At 64.7% G+C, this 23,119-nt stretch carries 20 protein-coding genes and 1 tRNA gene; 7 read left to right on the top strand and 14 right to left on the bottom strand.

Annotated elements, in window-relative coordinates; all coding sequences use genetic code 11:
- Window positions 1-16: 16 nt before the first annotated feature.
- Both LRX75_RS09910 and LRX75_RS09915 read right to left on the bottom strand, forming a co-directional pair.
- Window positions 17-961 carry a fatty acid desaturase gene (locus tag LRX75_RS09910; RefSeq protein WP_231813890.1) on the bottom strand — a complete coding sequence of 315 codons (945 nt, stop codon included), beginning with the start codon at window positions 959-961 and terminating at the stop codon, window positions 17-19.
- A 29-nt stretch (window positions 962-990) separates the two neighbouring features.
- Window positions 991-2,364 carry an O-acetylhomoserine aminocarboxypropyltransferase/cysteine synthase family protein gene (locus LRX75_RS09915; protein WP_231813892.1) on the bottom strand — a complete coding sequence of 458 codons (1,374 nt, stop codon included), beginning with the start codon at window positions 2,362-2,364 and terminating at the stop codon, window positions 991-993.
- Between the two features lie 367 nt (window positions 2,365-2,731).
- On the opposite strand from LRX75_RS09915, the gene LRX75_RS09920 reads away from it, so the two are divergent.
- The 3 genes from LRX75_RS09920 to LRX75_RS09930 are packed head-to-tail and all read left to right on the top strand — an operon-like array spanning window position 2,732 to window position 5,327.
- Entirely contained in the window at window positions 2,732-3,685 is a 954-nt protein-coding gene (locus LRX75_RS09920; protein ID WP_231813894.1) for a sulfonate ABC transporter substrate-binding protein, read from the top strand.
- Window positions 3,685-4,554, top strand: coding sequence for an ABC transporter permease subunit (locus LRX75_RS09925; RefSeq protein ID WP_231813896.1), 870 nt, complete (start codon window positions 3,685-3,687; stop codon window positions 4,552-4,554). Before LRX75_RS09920 ends, LRX75_RS09925 begins: the two co-directional genes overlap by 1 nt.
- On the top strand, window positions 4,551-5,327 hold the full coding sequence (locus LRX75_RS09930; RefSeq protein WP_231813898.1) for an ABC transporter ATP-binding protein: 777 nt from the start codon (window positions 4,551-4,553) through the stop codon (window positions 5,325-5,327). The genes LRX75_RS09925 and LRX75_RS09930 overlap by 4 nt, the downstream gene beginning before the upstream one ends.
- A gap of 416 nt (window positions 5,328-5,743) precedes the next feature.
- Here LRX75_RS09930 and LRX75_RS09935 read toward each other — a convergent pair.
- Window positions 5,744-5,820, bottom strand: a tRNA-Pro gene (locus LRX75_RS09935).
- A 291-nt stretch (window positions 5,821-6,111) separates the two neighbouring features.
- Between LRX75_RS09935 and LRX75_RS09940 the strand changes: the two genes are divergently transcribed.
- Window positions 6,112-6,525, top strand: coding sequence for a hypothetical protein (locus LRX75_RS09940; RefSeq protein ID WP_231813900.1), 414 nt, complete (start codon window positions 6,112-6,114; stop codon window positions 6,523-6,525).
- A gap of 87 nt (window positions 6,526-6,612) precedes the next feature.
- Here LRX75_RS09940 and LRX75_RS09945 read toward each other — a convergent pair whose 3' ends face one another.
- From LRX75_RS09945 to LRX75_RS09970, 6 genes are all read right to left on the bottom strand, one after another.
- Window positions 6,613-7,824, bottom strand: coding sequence for an MFS transporter (locus tag LRX75_RS09945; protein ID WP_231813902.1), 1,212 nt, complete (start codon window positions 7,822-7,824; stop codon window positions 6,613-6,615).
- Between the two features lie 137 nt (window positions 7,825-7,961).
- Complete coding sequence (locus LRX75_RS09950) at window positions 7,962-9,401, bottom strand: M81 family metallopeptidase (RefSeq protein WP_231813904.1); 1,440 nt, start codon at window positions 9,399-9,401, stop codon at window positions 7,962-7,964.
- Window positions 9,402-9,627: 226 nt separating this feature from the next.
- On the bottom strand, window positions 9,628-11,550 hold the full coding sequence (locus LRX75_RS09955; RefSeq protein ID WP_231813906.1) for a beta-N-acetylhexosaminidase: 1,923 nt from the start codon (window positions 11,548-11,550) through the stop codon (window positions 9,628-9,630).
- Window positions 11,551-11,579: 29 nt separating this feature from the next.
- Window positions 11,580-12,356, bottom strand: coding sequence for an SDR family oxidoreductase (locus LRX75_RS09960; RefSeq protein WP_231813908.1), 777 nt, complete (start codon window positions 12,354-12,356; stop codon window positions 11,580-11,582).
- Between the two features lie 40 nt (window positions 12,357-12,396).
- On the bottom strand, window positions 12,397-13,260 hold the full coding sequence (locus LRX75_RS09965; RefSeq protein ID WP_231813910.1) for a MurR/RpiR family transcriptional regulator: 864 nt from the start codon (window positions 13,258-13,260) through the stop codon (window positions 12,397-12,399).
- A 45-nt stretch (window positions 13,261-13,305) separates the two neighbouring features.
- Window positions 13,306-13,692 (bottom strand): RidA family protein, encoded by a 387-nt coding sequence (locus LRX75_RS09970; protein WP_231813912.1) that lies wholly within the window; start codon window positions 13,690-13,692, stop codon window positions 13,306-13,308.
- A 113-nt stretch (window positions 13,693-13,805) separates the two neighbouring features.
- Here LRX75_RS09970 and LRX75_RS09975 point away from each other — a divergent pair, with 113 nt between their 5' ends.
- The 3 genes from LRX75_RS09975 to LRX75_RS09985 all read left to right on the top strand — a co-directional run bounded on the left by LRX75_RS09975 (window position 13,806) and on the right by LRX75_RS09985 (window position 17,031).
- Window positions 13,806-14,288, top strand: a complete 483-nt coding sequence (locus tag LRX75_RS09975; protein ID WP_231813914.1) for a hypothetical protein — start codon at window positions 13,806-13,808, stop codon at window positions 14,286-14,288.
- A 69-nt stretch (window positions 14,289-14,357) separates the two neighbouring features.
- Window positions 14,358-15,842: a M81 family metallopeptidase gene (locus tag LRX75_RS09980; RefSeq protein ID WP_231813916.1), complete on the top strand. Its 1,485-nt coding sequence runs from the start codon at window positions 14,358-14,360 to the stop codon at window positions 15,840-15,842.
- Between the two features lie 97 nt (window positions 15,843-15,939).
- A complete protein-coding gene (locus LRX75_RS09985; protein ID WP_231813917.1) occupies window positions 15,940-17,031 on the top strand; it encodes a D-TA family PLP-dependent enzyme in 1,092 nt (363 codons plus the stop codon).
- Window positions 17,032-17,230: 199 nt separating this feature from the next.
- Here LRX75_RS09985 and LRX75_RS09990 read toward each other — a convergent pair whose 3' ends face one another.
- From LRX75_RS09990 to LRX75_RS10010, 5 genes are all read right to left on the bottom strand, one after another.
- The gene (locus tag LRX75_RS09990) at window positions 17,231-18,358 is read right to left on the bottom strand and encodes an ABC transporter ATP-binding protein (protein WP_338110301.1); all 1,128 of its coding nucleotides are present in this window, start codon (window positions 18,356-18,358) and stop codon (window positions 17,231-17,233) included.
- A gap of 141 nt (window positions 18,359-18,499) precedes the next feature.
- A complete protein-coding gene (locus tag LRX75_RS09995; RefSeq protein WP_231813919.1) occupies window positions 18,500-19,741 on the bottom strand; it encodes an extracellular solute-binding protein in 1,242 nt (413 codons plus the stop codon).
- A gap of 35 nt (window positions 19,742-19,776) precedes the next feature.
- Entirely contained in the window at window positions 19,777-20,637 is an 861-nt protein-coding gene (locus LRX75_RS10000) for a carbohydrate ABC transporter permease (protein ID WP_113151074.1), read from the bottom strand.
- Window positions 20,634-21,518 (bottom strand): carbohydrate ABC transporter permease, encoded by an 885-nt coding sequence (locus tag LRX75_RS10005; protein ID WP_113151075.1) that lies wholly within the window; start codon window positions 21,516-21,518, stop codon window positions 20,634-20,636. The genes LRX75_RS10000 and LRX75_RS10005 overlap by 4 nt, the downstream gene beginning before the upstream one ends.
- 11 nt (window positions 21,519-21,529) lie before the next feature.
- Window positions 21,530-22,720: a Gfo/Idh/MocA family protein gene (locus LRX75_RS10010; protein ID WP_231813921.1), complete on the bottom strand. Its 1,191-nt coding sequence runs from the start codon at window positions 22,718-22,720 to the stop codon at window positions 21,530-21,532.
- Window positions 22,721-23,119: the final 399 nt, after the last annotated feature.

A 23,119-nucleotide genomic window follows, 5' to 3' on the forward strand; every position in this document is an offset into this window, starting at 1 on the left:
CGCCGCGTCGCCCCGCTCAGGCGGAATGATGCGGATGCGTGATGCGGTCGTGCGGCCGCAGGAGGAAGCGGCGGGCGACATCGAGATAGCCGTTGTAGACCAGACCGCCATTCGCCGCCACCAGCGCCTCCCGGTCGCGCCGATAGATGGCCGGCAGGCGATACCAGGGCAGGCCGGGCTTGCGGTGATGCAGCACATGCAGGTTGTTGAACAGGAAGACCGGTCCGAAGATGCGGCTGTTCTCCACGATCGCGGTCCGCTCCGCCTCCGCCTCGGCAAAGCGGTGCTCGGCATAGGACCGCAGCCGCGTGATGGCGGCTCCGGGATAGACGAAGCCGAAGAAGTAGAGCCAGAACGGCATGCCGCAGATGGCGACGACCCAGGTGAGGACCAGCGCGACGCCCACCGCATGCAGCGCCCAGATGCGCCGACGACCGGCCTCGTTGCGCCAGACGAGCCGCGCCTCGCCGGCCAGAAAGCTGGCCAGCATCACCGCAGGCCCGATCGTCAGCCGCCCGAGCAGCGTCAGGTTCCACTGCGCCAGCCGCTTGCCCGCACGCCCGAGGCTCAGCCACATGGCCTGCGTGAAATAGGAGGATTCGGGATCCTCCACCGGATCGGTCAGGAATTCGTCCCTGTGGTGGTCGAGATGGCTGTCCTTGTAGATCGGATAGGGCAGCCACAGCGACAGCGGCACGGAGCCGATCGCATCGTTGATGCGCCGGCTGCGCGTCGGGTGATGGTGGATGACCTCATGCTGCAGCGAGGCGTGCCACGCGATCAGCAATCCGCCGATGACCACCACAAGCGGCAGCGGCAACACCGCCCACCACCACGTCACCGCCAGAAAGCCGCCGTGAATGCCGACAGCGAGAAGAACCGTCGGCCATTCCACCCGGAGACCCGGGTCCGCGCGCGAAACGGGCGGTGGCGTGAAGCGGTGCGTGGCAGTCTCGGTCATCGATGTCCCCCTGTTCTTCGCGTGTGTCGTCAGGCCGCGTCGATCGCCTGGCGCAGATCGGCGATGATATCGTCGGGATGCTCGATGCCGATCGACAGCCTGACATAGCCAGGGGTCACGCCGGTCGCGCGCTGGTCCTCGACGCTCAGTTGCGAATGCGTCGTGGTCGAGGGATGGATGGCCAGCGATCGCGCATCGCCGATATTCGCAAGATGATAGAAGAGCGTCAGCGCATCGATGAACCGGCGTCCGGCCTCGCGGCCGCCCTTCAGCTCGAAGCCCACCAGTGCGCCGAAGCTTCCCGGAACAAAATAGGCCTCCGCCCTTTCACGTGCCTGACCGGTCTGGAACTTCGGGAAGATCACCGTCTCCACCTTCGGGTGGGAGAGGAGGAAATCGGCCACCTTGATCGCATTGTCATTGTGCTGGCGCAGACGCAGCGGCAGCGTCTCCAGCCCCTGGATCAGGTTGAAGGCATTCTGCGGGCTGATGGCGGCCCCGAGGTCCCGCAGCAGCACGGCACGCGCCCGCAGGATATAAGGGTGGAAACCGATCGCATCCGCCTTCTCGATCCAGGTCTTGCCCTGATAGCTCTGGTCGGGCTCGTTGAGGTTCGGGTGCCGCTCGGCCAGATCCCGCCAGGGAAAGGTGCCGCCGTCGATGATCGCGCCGCCGATCGAGGTGCCGTGGCCGCCGATATATTTCGTCGTCGAGTAGACCACGATCGCCGCGCCATGCTCCAGCGGTCGGATGATGAGCGGCGCCGCCGTATTGTCCACGATCAGCGGAATGCCGAAGCGCCGCCCGACGGCCGCGACCTCGGCGATCGGGAACACCTCGAGCTTCGGATTGGGCAGCGATTCCCCGTAATAGGCCCGCGTCCGGTCGTCGGTCGCGCGTGCGAAGGCCTCAGGATCGGCCGCATCCACGAAGCGGGTCTCGATGCCGAAGCTCTTCAGCGTCGCGGCGAACAGCGCCCAGGTGCCGCCGTAGAGGCCCGCGGCACTGACGATGTTGTCGCCGTGTCGGGCGAGGTTGAGGATGGAATAGGCGGACGCCGCTTGGCCCGAGGCGACGGCCAGTGCCGCGGCACCGCCTTCGATTTCGGCCAGCCGCTGCTCGAAGGCATCCTGCGTCGGATTGGAAATGCGGGAATAGAGATGGCCGGCGGCCTCGAGCGCAAAGAGCTTGTCGGCCGTCTCGGTGCTGGAGATCTGGAACGACGAGGTCTGATAGATCGGCACCGCCACGGCACCGGTCGCCGGATCGAACCGGAAGCTGCCGCCATGCAGCGCCAGCGTCTCGGGATGCCGGCTCCTGAAGGTCGGCGCACCCGTCGGCACGCTCGGTTCCTGGCGTGCGCTCTGCTGTTCTGCGAGGTCTGGTGGCTGGTGGATCGTCATGACGCTGTCTCCCGTGGAAGTCGGATGATCGGGTTGCCGATGCAGACAGCGTAGGGCCAGGCCTAAAAATACACAGTTTTAATAGACTATTTTTACGCGCATATGTGAAATCGCTTTCTCACGCGCGGCGTTCCCGCGAAACGCTATCGGCGAGACGGTGACCCACGGCGCGTCTGCGACCGCCGATCGGCCGACCATGGTGGATGCTTTGCGTAAGCGCTCGCATCGGCACAAACACATGCTCGCGAGGCCGTAAAAAAGAGCATGCGATATCTGTCATCGGCAGGCTCCACGCTTAGTCTACGGAGAAACTCAGTTTCCCGGGGTCGCCCTCCGGGATTTTCGGACCCGCGACGGAGCACATTTCATGCTGATCACCAGACGTTCCCTCACCGCCGCTTTGGCCGGCACGGCACTTCTTCCCCTCCTCGGCACCTTGCCCGCCCGGGCAGCCGACAAGGTGATCCGCGTCGGCTACCAGAAATACGGCACGCTGGTGCTGCTGAAGGGCAAGGGCATTCTGGAGAAGAAGCTGGAGACGATCGGCTACACGGTGGAATGGTCCGAATTCCCGGCAGGACCGCAGCTGCTGGAAGCGCTGAACGTCGGCGCCGTCGATTTCGGCTCGACCGGCGAGACGCCGCCGATCTTCGCGCAGGCCGCCGGCGCGCCGCTCGTCTACGTCGCCCACGAGCCGCCGGCGCCCCGCGGCGAGGCGATCCTCGTGCCCGCCGACAGCCCCATCAAGACCGTCGCCGATCTCAAGGGCAAGAACGTCGCGCTGAACAAGGGCTCGAACGTCCACTTCCTGCTGGTCAAGGCACTGGAGGAAGCAGGCCTTGCCTATACCGATATCAAGACCTCGTTCCTGCCGCCGGCCGACGCCCGCGCCGCCTTCGAACAGGGCGCCGTCGATGCCTGGGTGATCTGGGATCCCTTCCAGGCCGCCGCCGAAGCCGCCATCGGCGCCCGCACGCTGCGCAACGGCGAGAACCTTGTGCCCAACCACCAGTTCTACCTGAGCACCAAGACCTTCGTGGACGCGCATGCCGAAGCGCTCGACGTCACGATCGCCGCCATCGGCGAGATCGACCAGTGGGCAAAGGCGAACGCCGCGGCCGCCGCGCAGGAGCTCGCCCCCATCGTCGGCATTCCCGGCGATATCCTCGCCGTCGCGCTCGAACGCCAGTCCTTCGGCGTCACGCCTCTCAGCGAAGCCGTCGTCGCGCAGCAGCAGGCGATCGCCGATACGTTCCACACGCTCGGCCTCATCCCCGCGCCGATCGTCATTGCCGACAACGTTCGCAAGGGTGGTGCCTGATGGCGGAGGCCTCGCTCGCCGGCGCCCGAACCGAAGCCTCCGGCGCATCGCGGCGACAGCCGGTCTCCGACCGGGCTCCCGGCCAGGGTGCCGCCTTCCGGCAGCGCCTGGCACCCTGGGCGCTGCCGATTGCGATCCTGATCCTCTGGGAGATCGCCTCGCGCAGCGGTCTCGTGACGGCCCGGCTCATTCCCGCGCCGACGTCGGTCGCCGCCGCCTTCTGGCGGCTGCTGCTCGACGGCTCGCTCCTCTACCACACGCTCGCCTCCACCCAGCGCGCGGTGATCGGCCTTGTCATCGGCGGCGGCATCGGCTTCGTGCTCGGCGTGGTCAACGGCCTGTGGCGGCCGGCCGAAACCTTTCTCGACAGCACGATCCAGATGGTGCGCAACGTGCCGCATCTGGCGCTGATCCCGCTCGTTATCCTGTGGTTCGGCATCGGCGAGACGGCCAAGATCTTCCTCGTCTCCGTCGGGGTCTTCTTCCCGATCTACATGAACACCTTCTACGGGGTGCGCACCATCGACCCGCAGGTCGTGGAGATGGCCGAGGTTTACGGGCTCAACCGCCGCGCCATGATCCTGCGGATCATCCTGCCCGGCGCCCTGCCCTCGATCCTCGTCGGGCTGCGCTACGCACTCGGCTTCATGTGGCTGACGCTGATCGTCGCGGAAACCATCTCGGCCACCAACGGCATCGGCTACATGACCATGAACGCCCGCGAGTTCCTGCAGACCGACGTCGTGCTGCTCGGCATCATCGTCTACGCTTTGCTCGGCAAGGTCGCCGATCTCGCCACGCGCGCCATCGAACGGCGCGTCCTCTCCTGGCATCCGGCCTATCAAGGCCAGAAAAAGGGAACGCCATGATCCTCGCACTGACATCGTCCGACACCGTGAAGCCGCCAGCGGCGAGAGAACCGAAGCCCCCGGTGAACGGCCTGCCCTTGTCGCTGTCGAACGTGGAAAAACGCTTCGGCGCGCTCAGCGTCCTCCAGCACTTCTCGCTCGACGTGCCCGCCGGCCGGTTCCTCGCCGTCGTCGGGCGCTCGGGCGGCGGCAAGTCCACGCTGATGCGCCTGATCGCCGGGCTGGACAAGCCGAGTTCCGGCACCGTCTCCATCGGCGGCGCGGCCGTGGACGGTCTGAATCCCGACGTGCGCCTGCTCTTCCAGGAGGCCCGGCTGGTGCCGTGGCAGCGCGTGGGAGAAAATGTCGGCATTGCCCGCGGCCCCCAATGGCAGGAAACGGCCCGCGCGACGCTCCGGGATGTCGGTCTCGAGGACCGGGAAAACGACTGGCCGAGCGTGCTCTCCGGCGGGCAAAAGCAGCGCGTCGCGCTCGCCCGCGCCCTTGTCAGCCAGCCGCGCATTCTCCTGCTTGACGAGCCCTTCGGCGCGCTCGACGCGCTGACCCGCATCGAGATGCACCGCCTTCTCGAAACCCTGTGGACCGCCCGCGGCTTCACCACCGTGCTGATCACCCACGACGTCGCGGAAGCCGTGGCACTGGCCGATCGCGTCGTCGTGCTGCGCGAAGGCGCCGTCGCGCTGGACATCGACATCGACCTCGAACGTCCCCGCCGCGAACTGGCCGATCCTCGCGCCGTGGATCTGCAACGGCGGATTCTGGAGGCGGTCTGACCTCTTTCCGGTGAGCCGCCATCCGCTGAACGAGCGTGTTGCCGTCGTGACAGGCGGCAAAGCGGACACGGTGGCTGCACAATGATCGAACCGCCCCGGACAGACGTCAGGCAATCGCTCCGGAAAGCGTCCTCTCCCGAAACCTTATCCCGCCCCTGCGCGTTAACCCGTCATAAAAATCATAAGATCGCGCAGGGAGTGAGACATGACCGACCAGCAGAAAATGTCCTTTGACGCCAGCCTTCTGAAGATCGTCATTGCCGCCAGTGCGGCGCTCATCACCGTGGCGGCCCCAGTGCTCTTCCTGGTCTGATCAGCGCTAGGTCTGATCAGCGCTAGACGCGCCGCTTGGCGGCGGCGCACATATTTTGCGGATGATGAAAGAGATAGCGGCTTCGGGAAAGCCATTTTTCGGCTGGTCGGAGTGGCAGGATTTGAACCTGCGACCCCCACGTCCCGAACGTGGTGCGCTACCAGGCTGCGCTACACTCCGTGACCAGCGGCGTCTCTATAGAACAGCGGTTTTCATTCCACAAGCGGCAAATCATCCGTACGGTCGAGTTTTTGACAGGATGATGTCGGAAGGCCGGATGTGGTGACCGGGCGGTAGAGATTTTCGGCAACGCTTGGAAATTATTGCGCATCGGCAGGTCCCCGACGATTTTCTTTGCGCACGATTGGGGATAGAGGCGTGAGCCGAACGGGCGGTGCGCCTCATGCCGGCACGGGGCTGGTGGCAGGCGGCAGGGCGTCCGGTTTCAGGATCTTTCGAAGGGGACGATACATGACCTTGCGGGTTTTCGCCGCTGCCGGCCTTGCGCTGACGCTTGCCGGATGCACGACCATTGCGCCAACGCAGCAGAACGCGGTCGAAGCCCGCTGGGCCGGACAGCCGGCCGGCGTCTTTTTCGCCCAGTTCGGCCCGCCGATCGCCGACGTGCAGAGCGGCGGCGATACGCTCTATTCGTGGAAGGGCGGCTATCGCAACCGCAAGGTTCCCGCGACCTATGCCAAGAAGGCGGACGGCTCGCGCGGCAAGCAGACGGCACCCGCCCGCACCGAATATCTCAGCTGCTCGGTGCAGCTCACGGTCTCCTCGGACTACATCATCCGGTCAGTCCGCCTCGTCGGCGACCGCCGCCAGCCGGGCGGCCCGAGCTGGTGCGAGGAAGTGCTGGCCGGCGCCAAGGCGTCCTGAGCCCAACCGCCAGACGATGCGAAGACAGAAACACCGGGGCGATCGACGCTCCGGTGTTTTTCGTTGCGGGTCGGTGCAAGGTGCGGATCAGGCCTTCGGCCGGCCCTTGCGCCCGTCCAGCACCACCAGCAGGATGACGCCCGCAAGGCCGATGAAGCCGCCGAGGATGGACGTGAAGCCGTAATCGCCGAGCCGCGTGCCGGCGGCGAAGACGACGGCGCTGATGCCGGCGCTGAGGAACATATTGACGGCGATCAGCGAGCTGCCGAGGCCGGGACGATCGGCGATGAGATCCTGCAGATAGGTAATCGGCAGGCTGATGATGGCGGCCGCCGCGATGCCGCTGATGATCGTCTGGGCGTAGATATGCCAGGTCTGCGTCGCCATGCCCTGCAGCGCCATGTAGACGGCATAGAGCGTGGCGCCGATGACCAGCGAGCGCAGCGACGTGATCCGCCGCTCGGCCGCGCTCCAGAACAGGATGAAGACGATTTCCAGAAGCGCCACGATGCCGACGACGATGCCGATATCGCGCACCGTACCGCCGGCCTTGCCGGTGATGATGAGAGAGCGCACCGCATCGTTGACGAACAGCATGGAGCAGATGAGCGCTATGGCGAGGAGTCGCAGCGCGACGCGCGGAGAGACGACCTCTCGCAGCGATGCCAGCACCCGGTAGCGCGCGACATCGTCGCGGTCCCCGAGCGGCAGCGGCCGCGGCAGATAGAAGGCCGCAAGGATGAAGCAGACGCCGGCGGCCAGCGCCGCGATGAGATAGGCCGGCAGCATGGATTGCGAGCCCGCCAGCGCGATGCCGACGATGCCCGGCACCAGCACCCAGGACAGCGAGATCGTGGCGCGCATCGTCGCGTTGACCGCCACGAGCTGCGACTGCGACAGCTCGGCCGACGCCGCGCGCACATTGGCGAAGATCAGCGAATTCAGCGCGCCGAAGACGGGCAGCAGGACGAGCTTGGCGATGACGAAGGCCGTGATGGTCGCGGAGAGATAGACGAGCGCGAAGCCGGAAATGCCGAACAGCGCGACATAGAGGATGGAGGTGCGATAATCGCCGAGCCGATCGGCGAAGATGCCCATGAGCACGCTTGCCGTCACGCTGACGGCGGCGGCCGCAAACATCAGGCTGGCATAGCCGCCGTCGGTCAAGCCGAGTTCGCGAATGCCGATGATTGACTGGTAGGGCTGGGTCGCCGCTCCGGAAAACCCGAAGAAGAAGATGGCAAGCGCGCTGACGCGCAGCGACGGATCCCGCAGGGCGGTCGCGATCGAGAGACTCATGGGATCACCAGGGCGCGAATCGGCCCAGCTGGAGAGACGGCACATCGCCGGAACTGCGAGGATGCGGGATGTTCTATACCAGAAACAACGGCGCGGAGAGCGCCGTTGCAGACGATTTTCAGGTATGCAGACGGCGCCTACGCCCAGCGGGCGGACGACGTCGGCTGGGGCACATAAACGAAATCCCGATCGAACGGATAGGACGGCCGCCGGCGCCGCTCATTGGGCAGACGCTCGATATCCTGATTGATGACACCATCCGTCAACGCCATCAGGTTCGGCCGGGCGATGGGCGCAAGCTCCGGCGAGAGATAGCCGGACTTGACCACGAGCAGACGCACGCTCGCCGGGTCGATGCCGTGGCGGGTGAAGTCGGCGATATCGTGATAGGGCCGCCGGCGCGCCGCGAGAATGACCGTGATGCCGCCCACCGTAACGACTGCCTGCCGCGCCCCTGCGACGCCGGTGTCATCCAGCCGGACGACGGTCGCGGAAACCTCGACGGAGGGGCTCGCGGGATCGAGCGCCCCGCCGATCCGCAGAGACAGGGTCGCGCCCTCGCCCGCCGCAAAGCAGGCCTCCACGGCCGGCCGGTCGGTCAGGCCGCCGATGACGGCGCCTTGGAAATCGCGGGCGATCAGGGCCTTGAGCACATCGGCCCGGTCGCCTACGCCGCCGCCCGTCGGGTTGTCGCCGGAATCCGCGAGAATGACGGGCCGCGTTTCGCTCGCCTGAGCGATATCCAGCATCTCCTCGAGCGGCCCGGTCACGGGGCCGAAGCGGAGGGCCTCGCGGGCATCCCAGTAGGATCGCGCGATGTCGGCAGCCGTCGCTTCCGCCGCCGCCTTGTCGGTTCCGGTCACGACGGCGCAGGCGGTTCCGCGCGGCTCGTCGGCCCAGACATAGCCGACCATCAGGTTCGCGTCCCACACACCCGGCACCGCATCGTGCCGCGACAGCGCCTCGTAGAGGCTTTTGGCCGGCTCGTCTTCGGTCGAGGTGCGCTCGCCCGGCAGCAGCACCGGTACCGGCGCCCAGGCGACACCGGGCTTTTCTCCCGTCTGCAGCGTCTTCACCAGCATGGACCAGGCCCGCACCATGGTTTCGCGCGTGTCGATATGCGGCGCGGTGCGGTAGGCCGCAAAGATATCCAGCTGGTCGATGATGCGCTGGGTGACGTTACCGTGCAGGTCGTAGCTCGCGGCCACGGGAATATCCGGGCCGACCACGCTGCGTGCCGCCGAAATCCAGTCGCCCTCCGCATCGTCCATGCCCTCGACATTCATCGCGCCATGCATGGCGAGGTAGAGCCCGTCGAGCGGCAGGGACGCCTTCAGCAGATCGAGGAATTCCGCCTTGAACCCTTCATAGGTGTCCCGCGCCAGAGGCCCGCCCGGTACGGCGCGGGCATGAAGCAGCGGCAGCAGCGCGACATCGGGGTTCGGCAGAAACGAGAACGTCTCGGCCGACAGCAGATCGGGACCGCGCAGCACGCGAAAATCCTCCGGCCGCATCAGGACCGGGGAAGAGGTGCTGCACTCGGTATGGATGCCGCCGACGGCGATACGGAAGGTCATGATGTCTGGCCCCTGGGTGGGTTTCGGATTGGGCGGGAGAAAGAAGGAAGAAGAAAGGAAGGAAAACCCTCTCTGGCCTGCCGGCCATCTCCTCCACAAGGAGGGAGAGGACTCGCGGTCGGCCCATCACTTTACCCTTCAACATCTGCTGAAGGAAAGGGAGGACAGCCCCAGGTCTTCTCGCCCTTGTGGCGGAGATGCCCGGCAGGGCAGAGAGGGTTTTTTCCTAAAGCTTAGGGCTCAACGGCGCCAGAGCTGCAAAACGCTGCCAGTCCTTGCGCTCCCGCGGCGTCCACGCGGCTTCGGCAATCGCCGCGAGCCGGGGGAAAACCAGGTGGTTGAAATAGTCGCGGTTGAGGAAGTGCTCCGACCAGATGCAGGCCTGCACGCCGCGCATGCGGGCCTGCAGCGCGTCCGGGAAATCGCCGACCGCCTCGTATGTATAGGTGTGCTGCGGCGGCACGGTGCCGGCCCAGCTCGCGCCCGGTTCCTGGAAGGCCTCGTCCTGCACCATGTCGAGATAATAGGCCTGCCCCGGCGTCATCACCACGTCATAGCCCTGGCGTGCCAGCTCCACGCCGACCTCCGGCTTCTGCCAGGCCATCAGCAGCGTCCCCTCGGGATCGACGCCGCCGCCATGGGAGACCTCGTCCCAGCCGGCGAGACGGCGGCCGCGTGCCGCCAACATCTGCTGGATCCGCTTCATGAAGTAGCTCTGCAGCCCGAACGTGCCCTCGACGCCCTCCTCCGCCATCAGCTTGCGCGCGAGCGGCGAGGCCATCCAGGTGTTGGAAGCCACCTCGTCGCCGCCGATATGGAGAAGCTCCGAGGGGAAGAGCGTGACCATCTCGTCGAACACCTTGCCGAGAAACACATAGGTGTCCTCGACCGCCGGGTTCAGCGCATTGTTGGGAAAGCCCTGAACGGAGCGGTAGCTGTCGGGCGCTTCCTGCCCGTCGGCAAGCTCCGGCAGGGCGACCAGCGTCGCCGTGCTGTGGCCGGGAATGTCGATCTCCGGCACGACCTCGACATGCAGCGCCAAGGCATGCGCGACGATCTCCTTGACGTCGTCCTGCGAGTAAAATCCGCCGACCGGCTTGGCGCCGTTGCCGAGCTGCGGCAGCATCGGCTCGTCCGGGCCGCGCAGCACACCAAGCGTCGTCAGCGTCGGATAGGCCTTGATCTCCAGCCGCCACGCTTCGTCGTCCGAGAGATGCCAGTGGAACACGTTCATCCGGTACCAGGCGAGAATGTCGATCAGCCTGATGACATCGGCGACCGGATAGAACTGCCGCGATACGTCGAGATGGCAGCCGCGCCAGACATAGCGCGGCGCGTCCGCGATCTCGCCGGCCGCGGGAAAGCGGAACAGGGCCTTTTCCGTCCGCGTCCCGTGCAGCATCTGGGCAAGCGCCGTCAGCCCGTACTGCCGGCCGGCAGCGCCACCATACGTAAGCGTGACGACATCGCCGAAGTCCAGCCTGTAGCCCTCGGCCCCGAGATCTTCGGCCTGCCGGAACCGAAGCGCGCGCCCTTCATGGACCGGCGCGAGCGACAGCGGCACATGCCCGACGCTGAACAGGCGCCGGTAGAGCGCAATGACCGTTGTGACCGCCTTCAGATCCTCGACCCCCGTCCCCTCCGCAGGATAGAGCGCGACGGGCACGGCATCGCCAGCCGTCAAGCTGGCCGCCTTCGGCCAGGGAAGTAGGTAGAACGGTTCCGTCACCGCGCCCTTCGGCAGCAAATCCGGTGCGGGCTCGGCCGGACGTCCGCCCAGAAGCAGGTCATCCACATCGACAGGCACATGGACACCGTCGGCGCGTGTCAGATAGGCGGACTTCGCGCCATCTGTCCGGTGCTTGGCCGGACGCCATAGACCCGACACGGTGAAGCGCCAGCAGCCGCCCGGCGCCAGCACGAAGCCTTCCGGCGGGGCGAACTGGTGGAAATTGGCGTTGCGCATGAGGAAGGTGGCATTGTCGCAGGCGGGATCGTCCATCACGCGGGTCAGCGACGTATAGGCCAGCTTGAAGCCGGAAATGGGCGCGTCCGACAGGTTGAACAGCGTGAAGACGAAGCCGCCGCAGTCTTCTCCCTCGATCGGGTGCCAGCTGTTCTCGAGCCGGAAATCATGTGCCTTTGCCATGGTGGTTTCCCTTCTGGACGGTCGTGATGTCAATAATGGTCGGATTGCGAAAACGTCCGCGCCAGCTCGGCCTGCCCGGCCGTCAGCCCGCAGTCCACCGCAAGGCACACGCCGGTGATGGCGCGCGCCTGCTCGCCGGCCAGAAAGAAGACGGCATTGGCCACATCGTTCGCCGTCGCGATGCGACGCAGCGCGTACCAGCGCTTCACATCCTCGAAAACCTCCGGGTTGGCGCGCGCACGCGCCTCCCAGGCCTGCGTGCGCACCGTGCCCGGAGCGACCGCATTGGCGCGTATGCCGAACTTGCCGTATTCCACGGCAATCGACTGCGTCAGGTGGATCAGCCCGGCCTTGGCCGCACTGTAGGCGGGGTGGCCGAACACGGCGAGGCCGTTGACGGAGGCGATATTGACCACCGCGCCCTGCGTCGCCTTCAGCGCTGCTTCCAGCGCGCGGAACACCAGGAACGGCGCTTCCAGATTAAGGGCCGCATCGGCCCGCCAGATGGCGCCATCCGTATCGTGCAGGCTGACGGCGCGCGCAGCCCCCGCATTGTTGACCAGCGTGCGCACGAGGCCGAGGCCGGCCGTGGCCTGCGCCATCGACCGGATGCTTGCCTCGTCGGTGACGTCGCAGACGATCGTCGCGAAGCGGTCGGAGGAGCCGAGGGCGCCCGCAGCCGCGTCGAGCGCCGTCGCATCGATATCGACCAGAACGACGACATCATGGCTTTCGGACAGGCGGGCGGCGATCGCACGGCCGATATCGCCGGCCGCGCCCGTGACGACGGCAACCGAGCGGGTCATCGGCGGCCCTCTCTCACGTGGGCAGAGGTGCACGGCATGGTCAGTCTCCGAGGATCTGGCGGTCGTCACCGTCGCGGTGTTCGACCAGCTGTTGCTTGATATGGCGCAGCGTCACGGTGGAAAGCTTGCGGTTGCGATAGGCGACGAGGCTCGCGATCACATCGACGACGGCCAGGAAGGCGAAACGGGTGGAGGTGGGGCGGAAAATGTTGGCCCCCTCCGGCAGGTCGATGCCGACGACCAGTTCGGCCGCGCGCGCCACCGGGCTGTCCGATTGCGTGAGCGCGATGGTGGTGATGCCGTTTTCGCGGGCAAGCGCAAAGCAGCGCGCGAGGTCCTGATTGCGGCCGGAGAAGGACGAGCCGACGATGACATCGTTGGTGCGCGCGGCGGCCGTCAGCATCAGCTGCATATTGTGATCGTTGCTGGCCGTCACCCGGGAGCCGAGGCGGAACAGCCGGTTCTGCATCTCGGTGGCGATCATCGAGGAATTGCCGCCGGAGCCGAACGTATAGACCATCTCGGCGCGGGATATGCGGTCGGCCACCTTGTCCAGCAGCGCGGGATCGAGCGCGCGATGCATCATGAACAGCGCGTTCTGCGCCTTGGTGATCACATCCTCCGCCACATCCTTCGGCTCGGTGCTCTTGGCCTCGGGATTGAGGTAGCGCACGCCGATGAAGGCGGTCTTCGCGAGGTTCACCTTGAAATCGGAAAAGCTCTGGCAGCCGACATTGCGGCAGAAGCGGGTAACGGTCGGCGGCGACACTTCCGCCCGTTCGGCAAGCTCGATGATGGAGGCGTTGACCGCAAACTCGAAGTCGCCGAGGAGAATATCGGCAATCCGCTGCTCGGATGGCGAAAACTGTGCCCGGCCTTCCTGGATCGTCGTGAAGATATCCATCCCGCCTCCCCTCAAGCCCTTCGACGCGACCGGTACCGCGGTCCGTCAGACCGGCGCCTTGTAGGCGATGCAGTCGATCTCGACCTTGCAATCCACCATCATGGATGCCTGAACGCAGGCCCGCGCCGGCGGATGCTCGCCGAACGTGGACTGGTAGATCCTGTTGAACGTCCAGAAGTCGCGCGGATCGTCCAGCCAGACGCCGCAGCGCACGACATGCTCGACGCCGTAGCCGGCTTCGTCCAGAATGGCGAGCACATTGGCGATGGTCTTGTGGGTCTGCTCGACGATGCCGCCCGGAATGATCTCGCCGTCTTCCATGGCCACCTGGCCGGAGACGTGCAGCCAGCCGGCGGCCTCCACGGCGCGGGCGAAAGGCAGTCTCTGGCCACCGGCACCGGCTTTTTCAGCGCCATATCGCTTGATGGTCATCGCGGCCCTCGTGCAAATTATTTTCGTCGATGATTGACAATGGACCATAGAAAACGGAACTTGACCAGAGTTTTCGCGCTTCCATGAAAATAATTTAGACCGAAGGCCCTCTTATGCGTGATCCTCATGCCAATCCCTTTCCCACGAGCGATGTGGCCCGCCATTCCATCTGGGAGATGCTGGTTCCCCGCGATATCGACGCCTTTCTCGCTGCGGACTGGTCGATGGTCTCGGGCGATTTCGTCGAGGACGGCTTTCTCGCCATCAGCGGCAACCACAAGCCGAACCCGGACGACTGGAGCCTCGCCTTCCCGTCGCTCGCCGCCTACCGCGACGAATGGCTGAAGCAGGCCCGCGACTTCCAGGGCCAGACCTATGGCGAAGACCCGCGGCAGGCGATCTTCGCGACGACGACGCTGGAACAGATCGAGGTCGAAGGCGAAACCGCGCTTGCCCGCAAGAAATTCCAGGGCGGCATCCGCAAGACCGATGGCAGCCTCGACGTGATGCAGTGGCAGACGCTCTATACCTGCCGCCTGCATGAGGGCCGCTGGAAGATCTGCGGTTTCACCGGTTACCTGCCGAACCCGGCCTGAGCGACAACCGATCCGGGCGGTGCGCAGATCCCGCACCCTGCCCTGCCAACCTGCGGAAGGCCTAGCCCGTTGCGTCTCTTTACCGCCGCCCTCGCCACGGAAACCAATACCTTCGCGCCGATCTGCATCGACCGCCGCGCCTTCGAGGCGTCTCTTTACGCAGCGCCAGGCGAGCATCCGGAAACCCCGACGCTCTGCACCGCCCCCATCACCGTGGGACGAAAGGTCTGTGCGGAGAAGGGCTGGACGCTGATCGAAGGCACCGCCGCCTGGGCGGACCCCGCCGGCCTCGTCAACCGGCAGGCCTATGAGAGCCTGCGCGACGAGATCCTCGACCAGTTGAGGGCCGCTATGCCCGTCGATGGTGTGGTCATGGGCCTGCACGGCGCCATGGTGGCCGACGGCTATCTCGATCCGGAGGGCGATCTTCTGACGCGCATCCGCGCGATCGTCGGCCCGGATGTCCTCGTCTGCGCCGAAATCGATCCCCATAGCCACCTCACCGCAAAACGCGTCGCGGCCGTCGATTTCTTCGTCGTCTTCAAGGAGTTTCCCCACACCGACTTCGTCGCCCGCGCCGAAGACCTCTGGCGGATCGCGGTGGACACGCTGGAGGGCCGCGTGAAGCCGGTCATGTCCGTGTTCGACTGCCGGATGATCGATGTCTTCCCGACCTCGCGGGAGCCGATGCGCTCTTTCGTGGACCGGCTGATGCGGATGGAGGCGGACGATCCCGAGATCTTGTCGCTCTCCGTCATCCATGGCTTCATGGCCGGCGACGTGCCGGAGATGGGCACGAAAACCATCGCCATCACCGACGGACAGCTTGAAAAGGGCGAGCGGCTGGCGCGCGACCTCGGTCTCGAGCTGTTTTCCCGGCGCGGAACCTTCATGATGCCGCAGATCGACGAGGGGGAAGCGATCGACCGGGCGCTCGCCAACCCGCGCGGCCCCGTGGTGATTGCCGATATGTGGGACAATCCGGGCGGCGGCACGGCGGGAGACGCGACGGTGATCCTTGCGGCGCTTCTCGCGCGTGGCGTAGAAAACGTCGCCCTCGGCATGATCTGGGATCCGATCGCCGTGCAGATCTGCCTTGCCGCCGGCACAGGCGCCGAAATCCCGCTCCGCTTCGGCGCGAAATCCGCGCCCGGCACCGGGAGCCCGATCGACGGGCTGGTGACCGTCAGGCGGGTCGTGCGCAATGCCGAAATGCGCTTCGGCGAGAGCGTCGCGCCCTTCGGCGACGCGGCGCATATCCACCTCGACGGCATCGACATCATCCTGAGCTCGGTGCGCGTCCAGAGCTACGACCCGTCGCTCTTCACCGCGCTCGGCATCGACCCGACGACGAAGCATCTGCTGGTGATCAAATCCACCAACCATTTCTATGCCGCCTTCTCGAAGATCGCCTCCGAGATCCTCTACTGCTCGGCCGGCTCGCCCTACCCGAACGACCCGGCAAACACGCCTTATCGCCGCGCGCCGCGCGCGATCTGGCCGATCGTCGAGGACCCGCATGGGCTTGCCCCGTTGGGCTTGGATGCAGGATAGGGCGGCATTTGCCGATCCGAGAGCCCGTTGCGCAAACCGCGGGCAACCGGCAGAAGACGACGCATCATCGAACATGAGACAACCGGGAGAGACGCCGATGACCACCCCGCCCCGGCCGCAGGTCGGCCAGTCCATCCTGTCGCTATCGACGCCGCTGCCCCTTATCGACGAGGTGCGGCTTGCCGCAAACATCGCCCGTGTGCAGGCCTATCTCGACAGCCACGGCCTCGCCTTCCGACCGCACATCAAGACCCACAAGATCCCGGCCATCGCCAAGGCGCAGGAAGCCGCCGGCGCGCGCGGCATCAACTGCCAGAAGATCACCGAAGCCGAGGTTTTCGCGGACGCCGGCTTTGAGGATATCCTGATCACCTTCAACATTCTCGGACCCGAGAAACGCGACCGGCTGAAGGCGCTCAACGACCGGATCGCTAGCCTCAAGGTGGTGGCCGACAGCATGGTAACGGTCGATGGCCTCTCCGCCCGGTTTGCCGGCGCAAAGCCGCTTGCCGTGCTCGTCGAATGCGACACCGGCGCCGGACGCTGCGGCGTGCAGGACCCGGCGGCCGCGGTCGCCCTGGCGCAGGCGATCGCCTCTGCCGACGGCCTCACCTTTGCCGGCCTGCTGACCTACCCCAAGGCCCATGACGAAGCGACCGTGGAGGCCTTCTTCGCAAGCGCGATCGCCAGCCTGAAGGCCCTCGGCATCCCCTGCCCGATCGTCAGCCACGGGGGAACGCCGAGCCTCTTCTCCGCCCACCATGTTTCGTCCGCCACCGAACATCGCGCCGGCACCTATGTCTACAACGACCGCGCGATGGCCCGCTCCGGCCACTGCACGCTCGACGACTGCGCCATGCAGGTGCTGGCCACCGTCGTCGCCCGCCCGACGCCCGGCCGCGCGGTCCTCGATGCCGGCTCCAAGGCGCTGACCTCGGATCTGCTCGGTTTTTCGGACTACGGCCTGATCGTGGACTACCCGGACGCGGTCATCACCGGCCTGTCGGAAGAGCATGGCGTCGTGGACCTGTCACGCGTGACCGGCCCCCGGCCCGAGATCGGCGACAAGGTGCGGATCGTGCCGAACCACACCTGCGTGGTGTCGAACCTGTTCGACGTCATGACGTTTCATCGCGACGGCGTGGTGACGCGCGTCGAGGATGTTGCGGCGCGCGGGCTGGTGTGGTGAGGGGTTAAGCAAGAAAAACCCTCTCTGCCGCGCCGGGCATCTCCCCCACAAGGGGGAGAAGACTCGCGGCTCGCACTCAGTATTAATCTGAGGCGTCCTTTTGTGGCATTGCGCCGCCAGCCCAGGATTTTCTCCCCCCTTGTGGGGGAGATGCCCGGCAGGGCAGAGAGGGTCTTTCTTTACCGACCCCCAAATACCGTCAAGCCGCCGTCATAGCCGCGGGTATCTCGAGGTTCCGCCAGTCCACCGTCCGCTCCAGCGCCTCGCCATTGGCCTCGAACAGATGGCAATCGGCCGCCATGATGCCGGTCGAGACGGGTTGTTCCACGGCGAGCGGTGCGGAACCGGGCAGGAGCACGCAATAGGGCGTGCCGTCCGTGAGGCTGGAATAGCCGACCGTGTTGATGCCGAGCCGCTCGATGACCGAGGGGATGATCGGGATGTTAAGGTCGCCGGGGGTCAGCATCGTGTGCTCGGGGCGGATGCCGAGCGTCAGGGGCTGGCCGACGAGATCGGCACGGCTGGCGACCGGAATCGTAACCGCCTGGCCCTGATATTCGACCGTGACGCCGGCGGGGCCGACGGCGGTGCAGGTGACCGGCACGAAATTCATCTTCGGATTGCCGATGAAGCCGGCGACGAAGAGGTTTTTCGGCTTGTGGTAGAGCTCCAGCGGCGCGCCGACCTGCGAGATATCGCCGGCATTCAGAACGACGATGCGGTCGGCCATGGTCATGGCTTCCACCTGGTCGTGCGTCACATAGATCATTGTCGCATTGAGTTCGCGGTGAAGCTTGGCAAGCTCGATGCGCATATCGGCGCGCAGGGCCGCGTCGAGGTTCGACAGGGGCTCGTCGAACAGGAAGATCTTGGGCTCGCGCACGATGGCGCGCCCGATGGCGACACGCTGGCGCTGGCCGCCCGACAGCATGCCCGGCTTCTGCTGCAGACGCTGTTCGAGGTGCAGGATGCGCGCCGCGTTCTCGACCTTGGCCTTGAGCTTGCTCTCCTCCATCTTTTCAACGCGCAGCGGAAAGGCGATGTTCTCGAACACCGTCATATGCGGATAGAGCGCGTAGGACTGGAAGACCATGGCGATGCCGCGCTTGACCGGCGGCAGGTCGTTAACGCGCACGCCGTCGATGATGATATCGCCGCTCGAGGTGGAATCGAGCCCTGCGATCATGCGCAGGAGCGTGGACTTGCCGCAGCCGGACGGGCCGACGAAGACGACGAACTCGCCGTTGACGACCTCGAGCTGCACGCCCTTGAGCACTTCGAAGTCGCCGTAGAACTTCTGCACCTTGTTGAGGAAGAGCTGTATCACATCGGTCTCCGGTCGCCGAAGCGGGCGGCGTTGGTCAGGAATAAACAAAGGGCGGCGGGTCGGCACAGAGGGACCAGACCCGCGCCCGGGAAGGTGCGGTCGCGGCGGCACAGACCGTCGCGACCGCAGGCAGGGACTGGCTTATTTGTACTCTTCGATCGCGGCCGAAGCCTTCTTCAGAGCATCTGCCGGTTCGGCCTTGCCGGTCACGACCGACTGCACCATTTCGATGATGGCGTTCTGGAAGCCCTTGTAATCCTTGAACAGGGGCTCCGGACCACCGAAGGCGATGCCGTCGATGAACGGCTTCCACGACGGATCGGCCTTGACGAATTCGTCAACCTTGGCAGAAGGACGCAGCGGGGTGAGGCCAGCGCCGCCCTGCAGTTCGTATTCGCCCTGCGGGCCGGGCGACGTGATGAACTTGGCGAACTCGATCGCCTTTTCCTCGACGCCCGTGCCCTTGAAGACGGCCAGGCTGTCGGTGATCAGCAGCGTGCCTTCGCCCTTGGCCGAAGGGCCGAGCGGCAGCGGCGCGACGCCCCACTTCATGTTGGTCTTCTTGAGAAGCGCCGCGGCACCGGAGGCGGACTGGATCATGCCGGCCTTGCCGTCGAGGAAGATGGCGCGGATTTCGTTCTGCTCGTAGGCGGTCGCACCTTCGACGGAGTAGGGCGTGATGTCCTTGACGGCCTGCAGGGCGGCCAGAACTTCCGGGCTGTCCATGACGATCTTGTCGCCATCGATGACCTTGCCGTTATTGGTGTAAACCCAGTGCATGAACTGGTGCATGGTGTTGTCGAAGGTCTTGGCCGGAAGGCCGTAACCGGCGATCCCGGTCTTTTCCTTGATCTGCTTGGCGAAGGCGATCTCTTCGGCCCAGGTCTTCGGCGGGGTTTCCGGGTCGAGGCCGGCTTTTTCAAAGAGCTCCTTGTTCCAGTAGAGCGCCTTGGTCGAGAAGGCGACCGGCACGCCCCACTGGTTGTCGTCGAAGGTGACCGTGTCGACGATGTTGGGGTAGTAGCTCTTCTTCTCGTCTTCCGTCATCGGCACAGGAACGATCAGGTCGTTCTCGGCGAATTCCTTCAGTGTGCGCGAGCCGACATAGGCCATGCCGACCGGGTTACCGGCAGCCGCCAGCGTCGTTGCCTTGTCCTGGCACTGCTCCCAGCCGACCAGTTCGGGCTTGACGGTCCAGCCGGCGTTCTTGCCTTCCCATTCCTTGATGTACTTCTCGTGGATCGGGTCGATCTTGTCGCCGCAATAGATCCAGCTGATTTCCTGATCGGCAGCCTGTGCTGTCACAGCGGTGCCGAGCAGGCCGAGCGCGGTCGAGCCGAGCAGCGACAGGGCCAGCAGCCCGGTTTTGACGTGAAATGTCATGTTTTATGCTCCCGTTTGGTCTCTGGTGGTTGGTCTTATTGTTTCACCGCGCCGGCGGTCAGGCCGCTGACGAGATAGCGTTGCAGGAAGAAGATGATGATCATGGCAGGCGCAATGCCGACGAAGCTCGCCGCCATGAGCTCGTTCCAGACGACTTCCTGACGTCCGAAATAGGCAAACAGCCCGACGGGCAATGGCGCATATTCGGACTTCGAATTGAAGGTGAGCGCGTAGATGAACTGCTGCGCGTAGGAGCCGATGAAGGTGGTGATGGCCACCACGACGATGCCGGGCATTGCGATCGGCAGGATGACGCGGCGCAGCGTGTAGAAATGGCTGGCGCCATCCACGAAAGCGGCTTCATCCAGCTCCTTGGGGATGCGCATCATGTATGTGCGCAGAAGCCAGATGGCCGTGGGGATGAGGAAGGCGACGCCAGGCACGATCATGGCGAAATAGGTGTTGAGAACGCCGAGCGAGCGCATCAGGCGGAAGAGCGGAATGAGCAGAACGGCGCCGGAGAACATATTGACGGCGAGGAAGGCGCCGAGGAGCTGGCCCGAGCCCTTGAACTCGAAACGGGCAAAGGCATAGGCCGCGGGCACCACGAGGATCAACACGACAATGGTGACGACGCTCGAGATGAACAGCGAGTTGAAGATGTAGCGCGCAAAGCCGGGAACGCTGACCCACATGGTGCGGTACGCCTCGAACGAGCCGTTTTCCGGAATGAAGCGATAGGGTGAGGAGAACAGCTGGCTCAGCGGCTTCAGTGACACCAGAAAGCCTTCGACGAAGGGCGCGAGCAGGAAGGTCAGGAAGACCAGGATGCCCGCATAGATCCCGACGATCTCATACCAGGTATAGCGGTTGATCAGGATGGACGGCTCTTTCATCGCTTGTCTCCGGCGGAAAGGCGGCTGGTCATACGGAAGTAGAAGACGCAGAAGATCGACAGGAAGATGCAGATGAGAACCGCCCGCGCCGCGCCCTCCCCGTATTTGTTGGAGCCGATCGCCGTCCGGTAGGTGTCGATGATCATCGTCGTCGTCTCGCCGGTCGGCCCGCCGCGCGTGAGGATCCAGATGATGTCGAAGGAATTGAAGGTCGAGATGAGCGAGATCATCGACATCGTGATCATCGACGGTACGAGCAGCGGCAGGGTGATGCGGCGGAAGCGGTAGAACCGGCCGGCACCATCGGTCCAGGCGGCCTCGTAGAGGTCCTGCGGGATCGATTGCATGGCCGCCAGCATATAGAGCGTGACCATGGGAACGCCGATCCACACATCCGTGATGACCGTCGCCCAGAAGGCGGTGGAACCCTGCGCGAGAAAGGCGATCGGGCTGTCGGACAGGCCGAAGCGCTGGAGCAGGCCGGAAATCATGCCGAACTGGCCGTTATACATCCAGCCCCACATGAAGATGCCGATGGCCATGGGCACGATCCAGGGCGGCATGGTCAGCACGCGGAAGAGCGCCCGGCCGGGCACGGCCGCATTCAGCATGGAGGCGCCGAACGTGCCGATGATCATCTTCAGCGACACCGAGAAGAACGTCCAGATGAAGGTGCGGATGATGACTTCGGCGAAGGTGGCGTTGAAGATCTTGCTGTAGTTGGCCCAGCCCACCCAGTTCGTCGTCTTCTTCAGGGATGCATCCGTGAAGGAGAGAATGAACGTATCCACCAGCGGATAGGCGACGATGACGGTGACGTAGAGAATGGCCGGCGCCATCAGGAGCCAGGCGAAGAGAACGGTGCTTCGTTTGGCGTCCATGACCTATCCTCTCAAGCAGACTTGGTCTGCGGTGCGGATGACGCTGCCGTCGTGCCGTGCAGGCAGGCATCGTATTCGGCCCAGACCGGCGCGAGATCGACCACCTTGCGCGCAAACCGTGCCTCGTCCATCGCCAGCGCCAGAATGCCCGCCTCGATGGCGTTCAGCGCCGAAACCGGCAGCGCCTGCCCTTCCGTGACGAACTTGTAAACGTCTTCGGCCATCTGCTCGTCGGCACCATAATGATGCGACATCTCGGACGGTGCCTGATAGGTTTTGGCGACAACCTTCTCGTTGTTGCGCGCGCTGTGCACATCGAGATAGCCGCGCACGAAATCCCCTTCCGCCATGCCCTTGGAGCCGATGACGCAGAAGCGGCGGAACTGGTCCGGCACGTTCAGATTGGTGTGGAAGGTCATGGCGGCACCGTTCTCGTATTCCACGATCGCGGTCTGATAGTCGATCAGGTCGCCATCGCTGTCGAACACCTTGTCGGAGCCTTCCCAGCCGCTCGGCTTGCGGTGATAGACTTCCATGTCGTTGGCGCCTTCGTTGCGCGGGTCGTTGGCGGGAGTGAAGCTCTTGCGGCCGCCGAAGGAGGAGACGTAGCGCGGACGTGCGCCGACCACGCCATTGTAGAGGTCGAGGTCGTGGCAGCACTTTTCCAGCATGAAGCCACCGGCATAACGGCCATAGCGGCGCCAGTCGCGCATGAAGAAGGCGCCGTGATAGGGCTCGATATGCTCGGACGCCTCGATCGACACGATCTCGCCGAGCCGGCCTTCGGCCTGCGCCTGGCGCAAATCGCGATAGAGCGGTGAATAGCGCAGCACGAGGCCGACCAGCAGCCGGTCGTGGCCGTGGCGATGGAGAAGACGCGCGAGTTCGAGGCTTTCCTCGATGGTGACGACGATCGGCTTTTCGGTGAACACCGTCAGCCCGGCTTCGAGCCCGATGCGGATATGCTCGAGATGCAGATGGTTGGGAGACCCGACCATCAGGAGGTCGAAGGTCTCCGCGGCGATCATTTCCTGCGGCGTCGCATAGGCCTTGCCGGCGGAAATGCCGGCCTCTTCGAGACCCGGCAGGCCGGCCGGAGCGGGATCGACGTGACCGACGATCTCGAAGGTCGGATCCATGTCTCTGAAAATACGGCCCAGATATCCCAGCCGAAACCCAAGCCCGATCATCGCGACCTTCATCTCGGCCTGCTCCCCGTTTTTTCGTAATTTATTTTCGCAGCCTGTGTCAGATCAGCGAACTCGTCAACATAAAATCCGTCTTCGTGAACAATCGTGAAATTCATTTTCATAAACGACCGAAACACGCTGCGACGCAGAAGCTCAAACCAGCCATCGCAGAACCCTGAAGCACTGTCGAACGACCCTTTCCTGAGATCGTTCGGCGGCATCGGCAGGCCCGCATCCCGCTGGAGCTCGCTCCTGAGATGGACAATACCAAAAACAGGCCAATCGTCCAGCCCTTCCGCAAGCGATTTTTAACGATTGCAATAATCCATTGAAATTAAACATTTTATAAATAGCTGCAACTTGTGGAGGAATTGTCATGCCATTTGTGAATTGGTTTTTTTTGGTATTGCT

The organism is Rhizobium quercicola, assembly GCF_021168455.1.
In the GTDB taxonomy this organism is placed as follows: domain Bacteria; phylum Pseudomonadota; class Alphaproteobacteria; order Rhizobiales; family Rhizobiaceae; genus Ferranicluibacter; species Ferranicluibacter quercicola.